This window comes from Pseudomonas sp. DCB_AW (genome assembly GCF_026240895.1).
In the GTDB taxonomy this organism is placed as follows: domain Bacteria; phylum Pseudomonadota; class Gammaproteobacteria; order Pseudomonadales; family Pseudomonadaceae; genus Aquipseudomonas; species Aquipseudomonas kermanshahensis.
In genome coordinates, this window is sequence record NZ_JAPFCE010000014.1 from 26,143 (window position 1) to 43,502 (window position 17,360).

Here is a 17,360-nt window from a genome sequence, read left to right on the forward strand (position 1 = left end):
GCGCGTGTTCAGTTTCAGGCCGCTCCCGGCGGCCCGCATTCAAGGCGAAAGAGGCATGCAGGAAAATCCCGCCCACCGCACCGTGGCGATGGTGCTGTTCAATGATGTGCTGTTGCTGGATGTCACCGGCCCCATGGACGCCTTTGCCATCGCCAACCGGTTTTTGCCCGCTGAGCGGCAGTACCGGCTGATCACCTTGGCCGAAGGCCAGGGTACGGTGCGCGGCTCATGCGGGCTGAGGGTGATGGCCGACCTGCGTCTGGAAGAGCTGCCCGAAGCCGTCGACCTGTTGCTGGTACCCGGCGGCCCAGGGGCCTATGACGTCGCGCTGCCGGGCCTTGAGCACTGGCTGTCACAGGCCGTGCGCGGGGCCAAGCGGTTTGGTGCCATCTGCACCGGCGTGTTCTTGCTGGGCCGGGCCGGCCTGCTCGGCGGCTATCGCTGCACCACCCACTGGAACTACGTCGAACGGCTGGCGCGGGCCTTCCCTGAGGCGAACGTCGAGACCGAACAGATCTACGTGATCGACCGCTGCCTGATCACCTCGGGCGGCATCACCGCCGGTATCGACCTGGCGCTGGCCGTGGTCGCCGAAGACCACGGCAAGGCCCTGGCCCTGGAAGTGGCCAAGGTGCTGCTGGTCGCTCGCCATCGTCAGGGCGGGCAAACCCCGTATGGGCCGTTGCTGGCGGCCGTGCCGCGTGATGATTCGCCAACCGCGCGGGTGCAGGCCTATATCGTCGACCATATCGACCAGGCCTTTACCGTGCAGAAAATGGCCGACCTGGTGGCCATGAGCAGCCGCAACTTTGCCCGTACATTCCAGCGCGAGGTCGGCATCACGCCGTTGCAGTACCTGCAAAATGCGCGCATTGACCAAGCGCGTAAACTGCTCGAAGGCAGCGACCTGGCGTTGAAGGTGGTGGCGGCACGCTGTGGGTTTGGCAGTGATCGGCATATGCGCAAGGTGTTTTGCGAGCGCATCGGCATGACGCCAGCACAGTACCGGGCGCAGTTTGGCGAAAGCTGAGCCGATGCGCGTGCGATCAGCTGATTGTCTTGATGGGCGGGACAATGTTTCTCCTTCAAGCCGGATTGTCTGACGCCCGCACAATGCCCAGAATTGCCGGCCACATTGTTCAACGCTGCCCCGGCAGCTCATGGAGTACGAGCCAATGCCACACGAAGGCAGCCTTCTGCAAACCGCGGTGATCTTCCTGCTCGCCGCGGTCCTTGCTGTTCCCCTGGCCAAGCGCCTGCAGCTGGGCGCCGTGATCGGCTACCTGCTGGCCGGCGTGGCCATCGGCCCGCAGGCACTGGGGCTGATCCGCGATACCGAAAGCGTCGCGCACATCTCGGAACTCGGCGTGGTGCTGCTGTTGTTCATCATCGGCCTGGAACTGTCGCCCAAGCGTTTGTGGCTGATGCGCAAGTCGGTATTCGGCGTGGGCGCTGCGCAGGTACTGCTGACCGGCGCGGTGATTGGCGCCATCGCCCTGTTCGGCTTCGCCCAGTCGCTGGCCGCCGCTTTGGTGCTGGGCCTGGGCCTGGCGCTGTCATCCACCGCCCTGGGGCTGCAGAGCCTGGCCGAAAGCAAACAACTCAACGCGCCGCACGGTCGCCTGGCGTTTGCCATCCTGCTGTTCCAGGACATCGCTGCCATTCCGCTGATTGCCCTGGTCCCGCTGCTGGCCGCCAGCGGCCCGGATACCGGCCACGGTGACAGCCTTGAACATGCACTGAAGGTGTTCGCCAGCATCGCCGTGGTCATCGTGGGCGGCCGCTACTTACTGCGCCCGGTGTTCCGCATCGTCGCGCGCACCGGCCTGCCAGAGGTTTCAACCGCCACCGCACTGCTGGTGGTGATCGGCACCGCCTGGCTGATGGAAGAGGCCGGTATCTCCATGGCCTTGGGTGCATTCCTGGCCGGCCTGTTGCTGGCCGACTCGGAGTACCGGCATGAGCTGGAATCGCAGATCGAACCGTTCAAAGGGCTGTTGCTGGGGCTGTTCTTCATCAGTGTCGGCATGGGCGCCAACCTCAGCCTGCTGCTGGAAATGCCGCTGGTGCTGCTGGGCCTGACCCTGCTGCTGATCGCGGTCAAGCTGACCTTGCTGATAGTGGTCGGCCGGCTGGCCGGCGGCCTCAACAGCGCCAGCGCCCTGCGCCTGGGCATGGTGCTGGCGGCGGGTGGCGAGTTCGCCTTCGTGGTATTCAAGCTGGGCAAAGACCAAGGCTTGTTCGACACGCAGACCTACGACCTGCTGATGATGACCATCACCTTGTCGATGGCCATCACGCCCCTGTTGATGCTCGGCTGCGCCCGTGCCCTCAAGCGCCCGCAACCGCAGCGTGAAGTGCCCGAACAGTACAAGCAGATCCAGACCGATGCACCGCGCGTGGTGATCGTAGGCATGGGCCGCATGGGGCAGATCGTCTCGCGCATCCTGCGTGCCCAGAAGATCCCCTTCATCGCCCTGGAAACCTCGGTGGACGCCATCGAGATGACCCGCATGTTCGAGCAGGCCCCGGTGTTCTACGGCGACCCCCTGCGCCCCGAAGTGCTGCATGCGGCCAAGGTGGGCGAGGCGGAGTACTTCGTGATCACCACCGACGACCCGGAAGTCACCACCCGCACGGCGGAGCGGGTCAAGCGCCTGTACCCGCACCTGAAAGTGCTGGCCCGGGCACGTAACCGCCAGCATGTGCACAAGCTGGTGGACGTGGGTGCCGAGCCCATTCGCGAGACCTTCTACTCAAGCCTGGAGCTGACCCGCCGTGCGCTGGTGGGGTTGGGGTTGAGTGACGAACAAGCGGCGGACCGTATTGCGCGGTTCACCCAGCATGACGAAGAAGTGCTGGAGGCGCAGGGGCAGGTGCGCGATGACCGGGCCAAGGTGATGCAGACGGCGAAGGAAGCGCGGGTGGAGTTGGAGCGGTTGTTTGATTCGGATGCGGATTGAGTTTTGATTTTGCGCGGTGTCACCGTCCGCTATCTACATGGGATGTTTCCCAGAGTTTTTCCATCATAGACTGGGGCTGCAGGGCAGCCCTTCGCGGGCAAGCACACGGCCCTGTGGGAGCGGGCTTGCCCGCGAAGAGGCCGGCGCAGGCTAAAACAGGTCAATCATCCGCCCGAACCGGCACCGTCAACCTGATCCGGCACCCGCCCAGCTCCGAAACCTGAGCCTGCAACTGCCCACCATGGGCCTGAATTACCGAGCTGCAGATCGCCAGCCCCATTCCCAGGCCGCCACTCTTGGTGGTGTAGAACGCACCAAACACCCGCTCCAGCTCCTCTGGCGCAATCCCTGGCCCATTGTCGTCCACGCAAATCTCCACCCCCGCCTCGACCACGGCAGACGTGATGCGCAACAGGCCATCGTCGCGGAACCCCGCCAGCGCTTCCAGGGCATTGGTGATCAGGTTGTAGATCAGCTGCTGCAGCTGCACCGGGTCGGCCATGAGGCTCGTTGCGGCCTGCAACCGGGTTTGCACCTTCACGCCGCCTTTCAAGGCATCCGAGGATGTCAGGCGCACCACCTCCTGAATCAGCGCATCGAGCTTCACCGGCTTGAGTTGCATCGGCGACTGTTTGGCCAGCGACCGCAGTGCGCGGACGATGTTGGCTGCCCGTTCACTGTCGTTGCGGATATCTTCCAGGCCGGCGATGGCTTCTTCCAGGTCGGGCTTGCCGCGCTTGAGCCAGCGCAGGCTGGCGGCCGCATTGGCGGCGATGCCGAGCAGGGGCTGGCTAATCTCGTGGGCGATGGAGGCGGACAACTCGTTCATCACCTGCAGGTGCGCGCTGCGGGCAAGCTCTGCACGTGAGCGGCGCAGCTCGGCCTCCATCTGCGCGCGGCTCTGGTTGTCTTCGGCCAGGCGCGTATAGAACTTGGCGGTTTGCAGCGATACCGCAGCCTGCGAAGCGAGAATCTCCAGCATGGCCAGGCGCTGGCTGCCGAACAGGTTCGGCACCAGGCGGTTTTCCAGGTAGACCAGGCCGATCAGCACACCCTGCAGCAGCAGCGGCAGGCACAGCACCGAGCGGGCGTTGCGTGCGTGCAGCTCCTGGCGAAACGCTTCTGGGCAGTCGCTGAGGGCGTCGTTCAGCACCATGGGTTTCTTGGTGCGCAGGGTGGCATTGATGATCGACAGCGGCGCCTGGGTCAGGAACTTCTGGCAATTGTCCATGCGCACGTGCAGACCCGCATCGTCGATGTAGGCCAGCGCGGCCATCTGGAACTCGGCGCCGCTGACGATCAGCAGGGCACCGTGGTCGGCGCCGGAATGCTGGGTCAGGTGGCCCATCAAGGTTTCGATCAGGCCCTCTAGCAACACCTCTTCGGACAGCGCGCGCGCGGCTTCCAGGCCGACTTCCAGGTCGAGCCTGGCCTGGCTGGCAGAGCGGTAGGTTTCCTGCACGGGCTGGGTGCGCAAGAACGGGTGCAGGGTTTCGAGCTGGCGCACCTTGCCCGTGGCACCCCAGATGTGGAAGCAGTCACGGGCAATGCGCAGGTGCAGGTTGGCGCCAGAGATCAAGCCACTGGGGATGCACACTTCAGCCAGTTGCTCGTGGGCCAGGGCCTGCTCATGGATGAAACCGGCGGCCGTGGCGGCGATCTGGGCCTGGTCGAAGCAGCGGATGGCGGCCAGGCCATCGCCGCTGAGCTTGGCGATCACACCTTCGATCAGCAGGAGCTTGTTGCGGAAGGTGACCGGGTTGAAGCTCGCCCACGCAGCAAAGCGCTCGCGCAATTCGTGCAGCGCAGCCAATTTGCCCATCGCGCTGCCCGGGGCTTCCGGGCTGCCCAGGGTCAGGCCGCGGAACAGGTGGTAGTCGGCCAGGTTGATGTGTGCAGGGGCAGCCCAGGCATGGCTGCCGGCGCTGGCGAGTTGGCGTACGGCCTGTTTGATATCGCCCAGGTAAAAGGCCGACATGCCGGCGTAGAGGTGCTTGAAGAACAGCGTGGTGCAGGATTTTATGCTGTGCACGCGGGCTTCGGCAGGCGCTTGGCACCCCAAGCGCGACGCAAGGCCGACCCTGCCGCTGCTGCCGGTCATGACAGCGACGAACGCCTGCTGGGCCAAGAGGATGTGTTCGACATCGCTGTAGCCGTAGCCGCGAACGGTGACCAACCCTTGCTCCACTTCGCCGCTGACTTCCTGCAAGGGTTGGCCCATGAACAGTGAGTCGGAAACCAGGTGATTGCGGGCATAGCAGGCCATCGCCAGGTCGCCGCTCAGGCGCGGCGATTCGACCGCTTCCAGTGCCGTGCGCCGGGCAAACTCCATCGGCGCGGTCCAGGCGCTGACCTGGTCGAGGGCGAGCAGGGCGCTGGTCAAGTCGGCCTCGAAACCGTGCCGCTCGATCAGCTTGAGCGCTGCCAGGCAGTAAGCATGGCCGTCGTGGTAGGCGGCAAAGCGCTCGGCCGCCATCACGCCGAACCAGGCCAGGCCATAGGTACTGCCGGGGGCGACGCCATGGAGCAATGACAGCTCCATGATCTTGGCCAGGTGCAGGAAGCAGAGGTCGTCCTTGACGAAGAACGATGATGACAGGGTCGCCAGCAGCGCGATTGCCACCGCCGCGTCTTCCGAGTCGGCCCTGGGCAACGATTCCAGGCAATGACGGCCCTTGTTCTCGATCAAGGCGTGGACACGGCCATAGGCTGCCTCGACTTGCTCGGGGTGGATGCCCTGGGCGAGCGTGATGCCCAACAGCTCAAGGCCGCCGATGGCGCAGGCGATGGCGGCTGGGTAGTCCGAACGCAAGGTATGCAGGCGTGCTTCAAGCTTGCATACCCGGGCCTTGTCGAGCGCCGATAGCGCACGCTGGTGGCATTCGAGGATGCGAACGTTGGCCTGTGGCATGCGTGACAGTTGCATGTCGCACTCAGCGGCCAGGCAGGCGATGGCAAAGGCATGGTTTGCCTGGCTGCCGGGCGTGGCGCCGAGGCGCAGCAGTTCGTCGGCCGCCTGCAGGTAGCCGGCGGCCTGCTCATAGGCGGCATTGTCGCGCGCCCGCAACGCGGCCTCCTGCAGCAGCACCAGAAACCCTTCGCAGTCGCTGGCAGCAAATGCATGCGGGCTGGCCAACTGCACCTGGTTGGCGATTTCAAACACCGCGTCGTGTTGAGTTGTTTGCCAGGCCGCCCGCATGGTTTGGGCAATATGCGCGTGCAGCGCCGGCCGCTCGCGCGATGGGGTGAGTGCGTAGGCGGCGTCCAGTACGCGATCATGCGAGAACACCAGCGCCTTGTGTCCAGGTAGCAGGAAGCCCGCGCCAATCAAGGCCTTGAGCTGTTCGGCCAGTTGCTCGGCGGGCAGTGGCAGCATGCGGCGCAGCAGGCGTTCGTCGCATCGGCCACCCGCGGCGCTGGCAAAGCGCAGCACAGTGCGCTGGGCTTCAGGCAGGCGTGTCAGGCGATGGACCATCAGGTCGGCGACGTTGTCGGCATAGCGGTGTTGCGCTACTGCTGGCAGCGACCACGACCAGCGCATGGTCTGGGTGTCGAAGGTGAACAACTGGTCCTCGACCATCGCCCCGAGGATCTGGTGGATGAAGAACGGGTTGCCAGCGGTCTTCGCATGCACCAGTTCGGCGAGCTGCAAGGCAGCGTCAGGCGCGGCGTGGTAGCGCTCGCTGATCATCTCCATCACGGCGCCGACGGTGAGGGGGCGTAGGTCTAGGGTGGTGCTACGGATGGACGCGGGGGTCGCCAAGGGCTTGCTGCCGGGCGGTGCATCGCTGCGCCGGGCGAAGATCAACAGCAGGTTGCTGGGTGCTTGCTCCAGCAGTTCATCAAGCAAGTGCAGCGTGGCGTCGTCAGCCCACTGCATGTCATCGAGAAACAGCGCCAATGGTCGCCCGGGGCGGCTGAACACCTGCAGGAATTCGACGATCGCTCGCAGCTCTTTCTGCAAGGCGAGCCGTGTGGGCTTTTCCGGGAACTCGGCCATGGGGCCGATCACCAGCTTCAGGTCCGGGGCCAGCTTGCCCAGCAAACGGCCGCGCCCTTTGATGCGCCGCAGAATTTCACGGCGCAGCGCGTCAAGGTCATCGCGGTTCTTGGCCAGCAACTGGGTGGTCAGCGAACCGAGAATCTCGATCCAGGGCCCATAGGGCACCGCCCGTTCCAGGCTGTTGCACTTGCCGCTGGCCCAATAACCCTCGGCGCCGCCCTTGAGCGCTGCCTGTACCAGGCTGGACTTGCCCATGCCGGTAGCGCCCTTGATGAACAGGGCCTGGGGCGCGCTGTCGCGGCGCAATGCCTTGAGCAGCAGGGTGATGACCTTCTGCTCGGCTGTGCGGCCATAGAGGCGTTCGTGGTTGGGCGATAGGGGGTCAGCGCTGCCAGGCTCGAAATCTTCGATGACCTGGGCTGCCAGCCACTGCCGCTGGCAGTGAGCAAAGTCCACCGCCAGCGCACGGGCGGTCTGGTAGCGGGCATCGGGCTCTTTGGCCAGGGCCTTGGCGAGGATGCGGCTGAGTGGCTGCGGCACGCGGTTGTCGACCTCGATGGCCGCCCGTGGCTGCACGCCGGCATGCAGCTGGCGCCAGTGCAGTGTGTCGCGCCCGGCGAGCGGCAACTCGCCCAGCAAAAGCTGGTACAGGATGGCACCCAGCGCATAGATATCGCTGCGTTGGTCGCTGCTGGAGCCGAGGGGGCAGATCTGTTCTGGCGCCAGGTAGGACCAGTTGCCGATGGGGGCGCCTTGCTCGCTGATGAGCGAGTGCGCATCCGCGCGAAACCCGCCAAGCCTCACCCGCTGCGCGTGCTGCACGCAGATATGCGCGGGTTGCAAGGCGCCGTGCAGGACGTTGGCAGCGTGTGCCAGCGCCAATGCTGATGCGGCGTTGACGGCGATGTCGAGGAAGCCGGGAAGCGCTGCCGGGCCTTGGGCGATGAGGTCGGCGACCGAGCGGCCGCCCGGATACACCAGCAGCGGCCCTTCGGCCGAACGCACATAGGCCGAGGGCATCACGGCCCACTTCGGGTCGAGGCGCAGGCGATAATCGTGCTCCAGGCGCTGGCAGGCAGCAGGGGATTCGATTGGGGCGCGCACAGCGATCCAGGCCTGCCCCGTGCCGGGGTCACACAGGCGGAAGTAGGTCAGCTCGCCTTCCTGCCCCAGGCGAGTGATGTCGCACCGATTCAACCAGCCCTCGTCGATCGACTGGTCATAATCGATGGGCCTGTAAGCGAGGCGTTCATCGAGCATCAAGCACCCCCTGCTAACCACATCCAAGGGCGCGAGTATACGCAGCGATCCCCCCGCGCATGCGCGGGCCAGACGGCTTGGCAGGAACGGGAACCATCTTGACCGTTATCGTCCCCTTGGCCGTGGCGGGCGCTTGTATAGTCCCAAGGCCAACCTATCCCTCGGGATAATTGTATGAATGCGGGCGCTGGCCTAGATTGCACGGGGCTGCGCAACCGCCCGGACCCGTGAGACTCGAGAAGACCATGATCCGATTTGGCAATGCCCAGGTGTCGCTGGAGCGACGAGAAGCGTTTCTCGACGGCAAGCCGATCGTGTTGGGCGGGCGCGCTTTTGAGGTGCTGGCAACACTGATTCGCGCCAAAGGCCGCGTGGTTGGCAAGGACGAGCTGTTCAGCCAGGTGTGGGCCGGCACGGTGGTCGAAGACAACAACCTGCAGGTGCAGATCTCCTTGTTGCGCAAGGCGTTCGGTGACCGCGGCCTGATCCAGACCGTGCCACGCCGCGGCTATCGGCTGGCGGCTGAAGTGGCCCTCGACCTGCCGGCGAGACCCACGAGCAACGCTTCGCTAGCCTTCGACCTCTATACGGCTGAGCCCGCGGCTGATTGCGCAGCGGTGCCCGTGCTGGTGGTGGATGACGACCCATCGGTGCTTAAAGCCTTGGGGCGACTCTTTCGCTCGCACGACATTGTGCATCGCCTGTACGCCTCGGCTGAGGCGCTGCTTGAAGCGCATGCCGACACGCCTTATGCCTGCCTGTTGCTGGACATGAACCTGCCTGAGGCCAGCGGTTTGGAGCTGCAGGCGATGGTGCGTCGGCTCGACCTGCCCTGGCCGATCGTGTTCATGACCGGCCACGGCACTATTCCCATGACCGTTCAGGCAATGCGTGCGGGTGCTGTGGAGTTCCTGACCAAGCCCTTTGATGAGGCGCAATTGCTGACCCTGCTGACGGCTCTGCGTGCCCGTGCGCTGACGGCTGGGCGCGCGTGGCGGCATACACGGCAAGTGAGGGAAAAGTACGCGCGGCTGACCCAACGTGAGCGGCAGGTGTTCGCGCTGGTGGTCGGCGGGTTGTCGCACAAACAGATTGCCAAAGAGATTGGCACCAGCGAGGTGACGACCAAGGTGCACAAGAAGAACATCATGAACAAGATGCAGTCCCGCTCGCTGGTCGAACTGGTCGCCATGCACAAGGTGCTCGAGGCCCGTGCCGAGGGCCAGGGCGCCGCATGAAACCGGAGGTTGAACGCGACAGGGCGTGGGTGTGCATCGTCGACGATGATGCGTCTGTGCGCAAAAGCCTGGCCAACCTGCTGCGAGCGACAGGCTTCGGCGCGTTGCTGTTTGGTTCGGGCGAAGAGTTCTTGGCCTCGACGCTGGCGCGCGAGGCCGGGTGTGCGTTGCTGGACTTGAAGATGCCTGGGCTTTCCGGGCTAGACGTACTGCGTGAGTTGGCGCGCAGGGGCTGGCGGCTGCCGGTCGTCTGCATGTCGGCGCATTGGGATGACATGGCGCTGAAGGCTGCGCAGCGCCATGGGGCGGTGGCGTGCCTGGGCAAGCCGTTTTCTGAAGAGGCGTTGCTGGCGGCGGTGGAGGCGGCGTTGGCCGACCGATAGCGCCGCACAGACTCCCCCCGGGCGGAGGCGGGCGCTGTACTTGTAGGAGCGGCCTTGCGTCGCGATGGGCCGCAAAGCGGCCCCATAATCGCGGGTCCAAATCAACTCCCAGGCCGATACTGCAGCGCCTCGGCCAGGTGCGCCCTGGTAATCGACGCCACACCTTCCAGATCCGCCAGCGTGCGTGCCACTTTCAGCAGCCGATGTGCCGCGCGCAACGACAGGGTCAACCGTTCGCAGGCTGTCTCCAGCCAGGCTTGGTCCGCCGCCTCCAGCGGGCAATGGCGGCGCAAGCCGTTGAGGTCGAGAAAGGCATTTGCGCACCCTTGCCGGCGTTGCTGCAGCTCACGTGCTTCGGCCACCCGTTCGGCGACAGCGGCGCTGGTCTCGCCGCTGGGTTGGTTGTTGAGGGTGGTGGTTTCACGCGCCACGGTCAGGTGCAGGTCGATGCGGTCCAGCAGTGGGCCCGACAGTTTGTTGCGATAGCGCTGGATCTGCTCGGTGCTGCAGCGGCAGCGGCCGGTAGGGTCGCCCAGATATCCACAAGGGCAGGGGTTCATCGCGGCCACCAACTGGAACCGCGCAGGGAAGCGTACCTTGTCCCGAGCCCTTGCAATCACGATCTCGCCGGACTCGAGCGGCTCGCGCAATACCTCCAGCACACGCCGCTCAAATTCGGGCAGTTCATCGAGAAACAGCACACCATGGTGAGCCAAGGTGATTTCGCCGGGTTGCGGCCGACTGCTACCGCCTACCAGCGCAGGGCCCGAGGCTGAGTGGTGTGGGTGGCGGAACGGGCGTTGCGGCCAGCTGTTCAACGGCGCATGGCCGCTGACTGACTGAATGGCTGCCACCTCCAGCGCTTCGCGCTCGTCCAGTGGCGGCAACAGCCCTGGCAGGCGGCTGGCAAGCAAGGTCTTGCCGGTGCCAGGCGGGCCGGTAAACAGCAGGTTATGGGCTCCGGCGGCCGCCAGCAGCAAGGCGCGCTTGGCCGCGATTTGGCCCTGTACCTCGCTGAGGTCGGGGTAGGGCCGGCTGTTCAAGACCAGGCCATTGGCGGCATACGGCGGCAAGGGCACTTGGCCGTTCAGGTGGGCGACCAGCTCCAGCAGGTGCCCGACGGCATACACCACCAGCCCGCCTGCCAGGCTTGCTTCCTCGGCGTTCTCCTGCGGGACTACCAGCGCCCGGCCCGCTTCCCGTGCCGCCAGCGCCGCCGGTAGCACGCCCTGCACGGGGCGCAATTGGCCGGACAGCGCCAGTTCGCCAAGGCATTCGATGTCGCAGAGGGTGGCCACCGGCACCTGCCCACTCGCGGCGAGGATGCCCAAGGCAATGGCCAGGTCATAACGCCCGCCATCCTTGGGCAGGTCGGCAGGCGCCAGGTTTTGCGTGATGCGCCTGGCTGGGTAATCCAGGCTGGAATTGACGATGGCACTGCGGACCCGGTCTTTGCTTTCCTTGACCGTGGTTTCGGGCAGGCCGACCAGGGTCAGGTGGGGAAGGCCGTTGGCCAGGTGGGTTTCGACGCTGACCGCCGGTGCCTGCACGCCGACCTGGGCGCGGCTGTGGACGAGAGCAAGTGACATGGACGCTCCATTGTCGCGGAATGGGGCCGCTTCCTGCGGCTTGGGCAAGCTTAGCGGCGGCAGCCAGGATCAGCGCAATAAGTGTGCGTCCTGGTTTTTCAGGTCAGGTATTTCCCCTGGGTTTTCTTAGAATTCGACACAAATGGATCCAATTATTTTTGCGCAGATCCAGGGTATGGCTTAGTGTTGAAGGGCTACTGTGATTGCCATGGGATGGCAACACAACTTCCTACAAATGGACTTGAGGTATTGCCCCGTGCAAACGCTCACTCGCACTCGCCAGGCAATTCGTGAACTGGTGCAGGCCAGTGCATTCGTTGAACTCAACCGCTTCTTCGACATCCTCGAAGTACGCTGGCGGCAGTCGCCGCCCGGCGAGTTTCCGGCCTACCTGGAGGCCGTCGAAGGGCACATGCTGGTCGATTGGGACAGCCAGGGCGACAAGGCCCTGACGCAGATCCTCAAGGCCTGGATCGATGCCTGCCCCAAGGCCTATCACCCTCAGGTGGTGATGGGTTTTCATTGTTTCAGCCGGGCCTGCCATATCCGCGAGTCTGCCAACACCCAGCCCATCAGCGCCGAGCGTCGGCTGGCGGCGGAGCAGGTTTGCGAGATTGGCGCGGCGCACCTGCTGCGTGCCATGGAGCGCTCGAGCCAGCCCGTGGCAGCGGCGATCGGCATGCTGAAGATCAGCGCGCATTTCGCTGAGCCAGGCTGGTTGCTGGGCCTGTTCGACGGCCAGCCGGTGCGCTTCAGCCCCTGCACTGAGGCCGACGTGGAGGTGCAAGAGGCTGCAGCGCCGCTGCTGGTGAAATACGGCCTGCTACCCCTGGCCGAACTGCCACAGGCCTTACCGGCGTGCCTGGGCGAACGGGCCGAGCAGGGGCGAGAAAACGCCCAGCACTATTGGCTGCATCAAGCACTTGGCGCATTCCCCGGCTGTTTCGAAGCGATTCAGGCTTATGCAACCTACTTGTTGCCCTGCTGGGGAGGCAGTGACACCGCGATCGACGCCCTGGCCAGTGGGCCGCTGTGTGAGCGTTGGCGCGAGGAACAACGCAATGCACTGCGCTGGCTGGCTATCGAGGACCAGCTCGAACTGCCGCATGCCGGCCAGTCGCAGTCGATCGCTGTGTGGGTGCAGGTCTTCAAGGCGTGGTCGCTGCGAGCACTCAGGCCCAGGGAGCATGCCACCTTGCTGGCCTGGCGTGGTGCTTTGCGTGGTTGTGCTCAGCAGGATTACGCCGGCGCCCTGCGCGATTTTGGCGCCAGTGTGAATCTTTACCCTGACCTTGGGTTCGTCCCAGGCATCGGCCAGCCCTTCCGTAGTTTTGTCTGCGTCATGCTGTTCCACGCAGTGAAGGACGATCAGCAGGCCTTTCGTATCGCTATCGAGCAGCTCTGCGCGAGCCGCTCGCACCCCGCCGCCTGTGCGTTGCGGGCGGTTGGGCATGCGTTTGGGCTGTGGGGTTTTCAGTGCTCGAACGAGCAGGCACGTGTGTGGTCACTGGCTGCGGTAAAGCGCCAATGTGGCCGCCAAGGGCCGGGTTTGGACGTGCTTGAAGTGCCACGCCTGCTCTGGGCTGCCAACCAGCACGAGGCGGCGTTCTACCTTTATGAACGCTGTGCCGAGCTGAATCTGCCAGAGGCTGCCCTTAGCCTTCATGACCTGCACCGAGGCGCGCTGCCCAACACCCCCGCGCAGTACCTGGACGCGAGCGCTGCCGACTATTGGTTGCTGCGCGCGGTAGAGGCCGGTTGCAAGCAGGCCAAATACACCTTGGCCTGCCGTCGCATGCAAAGCGCAGAAGCCTTGAATGAGCGCAGTGCCATGCTGGCCGTCAGGCGATTGTTGAACGATGCGTTGGGCGATTTGCAGACCGCTGCCAGTGCGCGTCTGCAGCTGGGTATTCTGCTGCGTCAGTTCGGCGAGCCGCAGGAGCAGGCGGAGGCTGTCGACTACTTGCTGGGCCTGGTCGAACACCCGGACGCCTCAGTTGCCGCTCGTGCAAGTGCTGAACTAGGGCTGGCCTGGATGCAAGGGCAGGGCACGCGCAAGCAAAGCCGCTTCGCCGCCATCGAGTGGATCAACCGTGCGGTCGCATTGCAGCCGGCGGATAACGACATCGAGCATATCCAGGCCGAGATACTCAACTCGCACAACCGGGTGAAGACGCTGTTCACCTTGTGCGGCGCGACGCTGTTCCGCGGCACGCTGCACGCCAGCGAGCTACCGCCGAAGCGGGCGAGCGCGGCGCGGGACAGCCCCCAGGCCTGCGCATGAACCCAGGCCTGAGGCGGTCAAAGGCTCAGGGCCTGGCGCCAAGGATGATGTGCGAGGCCTTGATCAATGCGGTGGCTTTCACACCGGGTGCAAGGCCAAGCTCCTGAACGGCTTCGCGGGTGACGATGGCAAACACCTCGGTGCCGCCCGCCAGCTTCAGCACGACTTCCGCGTTGACCGCGCCGTCGCCGACCCGCACCACCTCACCTTCCAGGGCATTGCGCGCCGAGAGCCGATAGCCATCGGCATCGGTCATCAGCACGACCCACGGCGCCTTCACCAACGCCACGGCCTGTTTGCCGACGTTGATGCCGAGGTTGTGCAAGCTGGTCATGGTCACCACAGCCACCAGTTTTTCGCCGCCTGCCAGGGTCAGTTCGACCTCGGCATTGACTGCACCGGGCTGAACGCTGCTGACGGTACCTTCGAAGACATTGCGGGCACTGACTTTCATGCTGACGAACTCCGTGTGTCGAGGGTTATTCCTGCGTGGTCGGCGCCATCCGCGCTTCCAGCTCGGCGACCTGCTTCTCCAGGGCCTCCAGGCGGGCGCGGGTACGGGCCAGCACGACCATCTGGCTGTCGAATTCGTCGCGGCTGACCAGGTCCAGCTTGCTGAAGGCACCCTGCATCAGCACTTTGAACTGGCTTTCCAGTTCGGCGCGGGGCTGGGCGGTATCGCTGCTGAACAGGCGTGAGGCCTGGTCGCTCAGGGCATCAAGAAGGGCTTTGGGCGCGAGCATGTTCGGCTGTCCACTGAAACTGAAAAATGACCCGCAGTGTAACACGCAGCAAAACGCGGTTTGGCCAGTGAGCAAGCAGTGTGCACTGCACATTTTTCGCGCAGTGGGCCAAGCCGGCACGCACCGAAATCGTGCATCTTTTCAATGCTGGCGACTGGCCAATCCCGACTATTTCGTGCAACTCGCTGTTTTCTGGCGTTTTAGTGGAACTGGCAAGGTTTCTGCAATGACCTGTACGAGCCATGCACTGATGCAGTTCCTTGTGACCAGGCAGTGCGCACGCGGAGCCGGATGCCGACGACGCGTTACAAAGCCAACCGCTGCGCTTAGACTTGAGACGGGTTTGTTTTCCTGGGGCAAGTCCACCAAATCGGGAGAGAGTTTCATGAAGCTAGTCACAGCCATCATCAAGCCGTTCAAGCTGGACGACGTGCGCGAGTCACTGTCGGAAATCGGCGTGCAGGGCATCACCGTCACTGAAGTCAAAGGCTTCGGTCGGCAGAAGGGCCACACCGAGTTGTATCGCGGTGCTGAATACGTGGTCGACTTCCTGCCCAAGGTGAAGATCGACGTCGCCATCGACGACAAGGACCTTGATCGGGTAATCGAAGCCATCACCAAGGCAGCCAACACCGGCAAGATCGGTGACGGCAAGATCTTCGTGGTGAATCTGGAGCAGGCGATCCGCATCCGTACCGGCGAAACCGATACCGACGCGATCTAAGTAACAAAAAAAGCCTCACCAAACCCAACGCCCCAGGAGAAAACAACATGACTCTGCGTAAGATCGCAGGGCTAGGAGCCCTATTGTCCCTCGTAATGCCCGGGCTCGCCCTGGCAGAGGAAGCTGCCCCAGCGCTGAACTCCGGCGACACCGCCTGGATGTTGACCGCTACGGCGCTGGTGCTGTTCATGACCATCCCGGGCCTGGCCCTGTTCTATGGCGGCATGGTGCGTTCCAAGAACGTGCTTTCGGTGATGATGCAGTGCTTCGCGATCACCGGTTTGATGAGCATTCTCTGGGTCGTCTACGGCTACAGCATGGCCTTCGATACCAGCGGTATGGAAAAGGGCGTGCTCAACTTCAATTCCTTCGTCGGTGGCTTCTCCAAGGCGTTTCTCAGCGGCGTCACGCCCGACAGCCTGACTTCGGCCACCGCATTGTTCCCTGAGGCGGTGTTCATCACCTTCCAGATGACTTTCGCCATCATCACCCCGGCGCTGATCGTCGGTGCCTTCGCCGAACGCATGAAGTTCTCCGCGATGCTGGTGTTCATGGGCATCTGGTTCACCCTGGTGTACGCACCGATCGCGCACATGGTGTGGAGCGGTGATGGCGCGCTGATGTGGGATTGGGGCGTGCTGGACTTCGCGGGCGGCACTGTGGTGCACATCAACGCAGGTATCGCTGGCCTGGTGTGCTGCCTGGTGCTGGGCAAGCGCAAAGGCTACCCGACCACGCCGATGGCCCCGCACAACCTGGGCTACACCCTGATGGGCGCAGCGATGCTGTGGATCGGCTGGTTCGGCTTCAACGCAGGTTCTGCCGCCGCCGCCAACGGCACGGCCGGCATGGCCATGCTGGTGACCCAGATCGCCACCGCCGCCGCAGCCTTGGGCTGGATGTTTGCCGAGTGGCTTGGCCACGGCAAGCCGAGCGCCCTGGGCATCGCCTCGGGTGTGGTCGCCGGCCTGGTCGCAATCACGCCTGCCGCAGGCACCGTGGGCCCGATGGGCGCCCTGGTGATCGGCCTGGCTTCGGGTGTGATCTGCTACTTCTGCGCCACTAGCCTGAAGCGCAAGCTGGGCTATGACGATTCGCTGGATGCCTTCGGCGTACACGGTATCGGCGGTATCGTCGGCGCCATCCTTACCGGTGTGTTCGCCGCACCGGCCTTGGGCGGCTTCGGCACGGTCACCGATATCGGCATGCAGGTCTGGATCCAGGCCAAAGGCGTGATTTTCACCGTGGTCTACACCGCCATCGTCACCTACGTGATCCTCAAGGTCCTGGACCTGGTGATGGGCCTGCGGGTCAACGAAGAAGAAGAGTCGGTCGGCCTCGACCTGGCTCAGCACAACGAACGCGGCTACAACCTGTAACTGCGACGCGGTAAAAACTTGCCCGGTTCGCCGGGCATTTTTTCGCCTGATTTTTGCCATTTCCCGCACGGCAAACGGTTTATTCGTCACGTTCGCGACGTAGGCAGAAAACTTACAAGATGCCGAGCGTTTATGGAGCTTTGCTTTTTCCACGGGCGCGCTAGAATGCGCGCCGAAGGGTGTTTGACATGCAGTCCGCACGCTTCCCCAGCCTTTGCTAGGCTTGCCATTAGCGCGTGGCCAGCAGGTGGCTCAAGGATTTCGTCAGGTCCTGCCAGGAGCAGGGCCTGCAGGGTACGACCCTCCCATCAGGAGGTGGATGCCCAAGGCAGTGGCCAACCCACGGCCAGTTGAATTTTCACCGGTGGCTGCCGGTCTACGGCTGCACTGGTCTATAACCAACCTGCTTTTCGCAAGTCATGAGGTAGAACATGAGCGACGATGATCTGGAAAACGACGACCTCGAAGTAGGCGACGATGATGAGGCTGATGAGGGTCTCGAAGCAGCGGCTGACGACGTTGCGGAAGACGCTGGCGAAGACGATAGCCCTGCGCCCACTGCCAAAGGCAAGTCCAAGGCCGCTGTCTCGGTAGACGAGATGCCGAGCATGGAAGCCAAGCAGAAGGAGCGCGATGCCCTGGCCAAAGCGATGGAAGAGTTCCTTTCGCGCGGTGGCAAGGTGCAGGAAGTGGAGGCCAACGTGGTCGCCGATCCGCCCAAGAAGCCAGACAACAAATACGGCAGCCGCCCTATCTGAGTGGTCGCCCACAAAAAAGCCCGCCGTCGCTGCGGG

General features: G+C 64.0%; 12 protein-coding genes. 8 read left to right on the forward strand and 4 right to left on the reverse strand.

Features of this window, described 5'->3' with window-relative positions; translation table 11 throughout:
- Positions 1–55: 55 nt before the first annotated feature.
- A complete protein-coding gene (locus tag OO306_RS11105; RefSeq protein ID WP_265968662.1) occupies positions 56–1,030 on the forward strand; it encodes a GlxA family transcriptional regulator in 975 nt (324 codons plus the stop codon).
- Positions 1,031–1,175: 145 nt separating this feature from the next.
- A complete protein-coding gene (locus OO306_RS11110) occupies positions 1,176–2,963 on the forward strand; it encodes a monovalent cation:proton antiporter-2 (CPA2) family protein (protein ID WP_252826214.1) in 1,788 nt (595 codons plus the stop codon).
- Positions 2,964–3,123: 160 nt separating this feature from the next.
- On the opposite strand, the gene OO306_RS11115 is transcribed toward OO306_RS11110, so the two are convergent.
- Positions 3,124–8,226, reverse strand: coding sequence for an ATP-binding sensor histidine kinase (locus OO306_RS11115; protein ID WP_265968665.1), 5,103 nt, complete (start codon positions 8,224–8,226; stop codon positions 3,124–3,126).
- Positions 8,227–8,471: 245 nt separating this feature from the next.
- Between OO306_RS11115 and OO306_RS11120 the strand changes: the two genes are divergently transcribed.
- Together OO306_RS11120 and OO306_RS11125 are read left to right on the forward strand one after the other, a co-directional pair.
- Positions 8,472–9,464, forward strand: coding sequence for a response regulator (locus OO306_RS11120; RefSeq protein ID WP_265968666.1), 993 nt, complete (start codon positions 8,472–8,474; stop codon positions 9,462–9,464).
- 29 nt (positions 9,465–9,493) lie between these two features.
- Positions 9,494–9,847, forward strand: coding sequence for a response regulator transcription factor (locus OO306_RS11125; RefSeq protein ID WP_027592197.1), 354 nt, complete (start codon positions 9,494–9,496; stop codon positions 9,845–9,847).
- Positions 9,848–9,948: 101 nt separating this feature from the next.
- Here the strand turns inward: OO306_RS11125 and OO306_RS11130 are convergent, their stop codons facing one another.
- Positions 9,949–11,436, reverse strand: coding sequence for a YifB family Mg chelatase-like AAA ATPase (locus tag OO306_RS11130; RefSeq protein WP_265968667.1), 1,488 nt, complete (start codon positions 11,434–11,436; stop codon positions 9,949–9,951).
- A 256-nt stretch (positions 11,437–11,692) separates the two neighbouring features.
- Between OO306_RS11130 and OO306_RS11135 the strand changes: the two genes are divergently transcribed.
- Positions 11,693–13,720 carry a DUF4034 domain-containing protein gene (locus OO306_RS11135; protein ID WP_323055828.1) on the forward strand — a complete coding sequence of 676 codons (2,028 nt, stop codon included), beginning with the start codon at positions 11,693–11,695 and terminating at the stop codon, positions 13,718–13,720.
- A gap of 25 nt (positions 13,721–13,745) precedes the next feature.
- Here the strand turns inward: OO306_RS11135 and OO306_RS11140 are convergent, their stop codons facing one another.
- Together OO306_RS11140 and OO306_RS11145 are read right to left on the reverse strand one after the other, a co-directional pair.
- Positions 13,746–14,174 carry a molybdopterin-binding protein gene (locus OO306_RS11140; RefSeq protein ID WP_265968668.1) on the reverse strand — a complete coding sequence of 143 codons (429 nt, stop codon included), beginning with the start codon at positions 14,172–14,174 and terminating at the stop codon, positions 13,746–13,748.
- A gap of 25 nt (positions 14,175–14,199) precedes the next feature.
- On the reverse strand, positions 14,200–14,463 hold the full coding sequence (locus OO306_RS11145) for an accessory factor UbiK family protein (RefSeq protein ID WP_265968669.1): 264 nt from the start codon (positions 14,461–14,463) through the stop codon (positions 14,200–14,202).
- A 385-nt stretch (positions 14,464–14,848) separates the two neighbouring features.
- Between OO306_RS11145 and glnK the strand changes: the two genes are divergently transcribed.
- The 3 genes from glnK (at position 14,849) to sutA (ending at position 17,324) form a co-directional block, all read left to right on the forward strand.
- Positions 14,849–15,187 (forward strand): P-II family nitrogen regulator, encoded by a 339-nt coding sequence (glnK, locus tag OO306_RS11150; protein WP_002555808.1) that lies wholly within the window; start codon positions 14,849–14,851, stop codon positions 15,185–15,187.
- A 47-nt stretch (positions 15,188–15,234) separates the two neighbouring features.
- Positions 15,235–16,566: an ammonium transporter gene (locus OO306_RS11155; protein ID WP_027592203.1), complete on the forward strand. Its 1,332-nt coding sequence runs from the start codon at positions 15,235–15,237 to the stop codon at positions 16,564–16,566.
- A gap of 431 nt (positions 16,567–16,997) precedes the next feature.
- Positions 16,998–17,324, forward strand: coding sequence for a transcriptional regulator SutA (sutA, locus tag OO306_RS11160; RefSeq protein ID WP_027592204.1), 327 nt, complete (start codon positions 16,998–17,000; stop codon positions 17,322–17,324).
- Positions 17,325–17,360: the final 36 nt, after the last annotated feature.

Coding starts and splice junctions, on each gene's coding strand:
- OO306_RS11105 (WP_265968662.1), top strand. CDS start 56: ATGCAGGAAAATCCCGCCCACCGCACCGTGGCGATGGTGCTGTTCAAT.
- OO306_RS11110 (WP_252826214.1), top strand. CDS start 1,176: ATGCCACACGAAGGCAGCCTTCTGCAAACCGCGGTGATCTTCCTGCTC.
- OO306_RS11115 (WP_265968665.1), bottom strand. CDS start 8,226: ATGCTCGATGAACGCCTCGCTTACAGGCCCATCGATTATGACCAGTCG.
- OO306_RS11120 (WP_265968666.1), top strand. CDS start 8,472: ATGATCCGATTTGGCAATGCCCAGGTGTCGCTGGAGCGACGAGAAGCG.
- OO306_RS11130 (WP_265968667.1), bottom strand. CDS start 11,436: ATGTCACTTGCTCTCGTCCACAGCCGCGCCCAGGTCGGCGTGCAGGCA.
- OO306_RS11140 (WP_265968668.1), bottom strand. CDS start 14,174: ATGAAAGTCAGTGCCCGCAATGTCTTCGAAGGTACCGTCAGCAGCGTT.
- OO306_RS11145 (WP_265968669.1), bottom strand. CDS start 14,463: ATGCTCGCGCCCAAAGCCCTTCTTGATGCCCTGAGCGACCAGGCCTCA.
- glnK (WP_002555808.1), top strand. CDS start 14,849: ATGAAGCTAGTCACAGCCATCATCAAGCCGTTCAAGCTGGACGACGTG.
- OO306_RS11155 (WP_027592203.1), top strand. CDS start 15,235: ATGACTCTGCGTAAGATCGCAGGGCTAGGAGCCCTATTGTCCCTCGTA.
- sutA (WP_027592204.1), top strand. CDS start 16,998: ATGAGCGACGATGATCTGGAAAACGACGACCTCGAAGTAGGCGACGAT.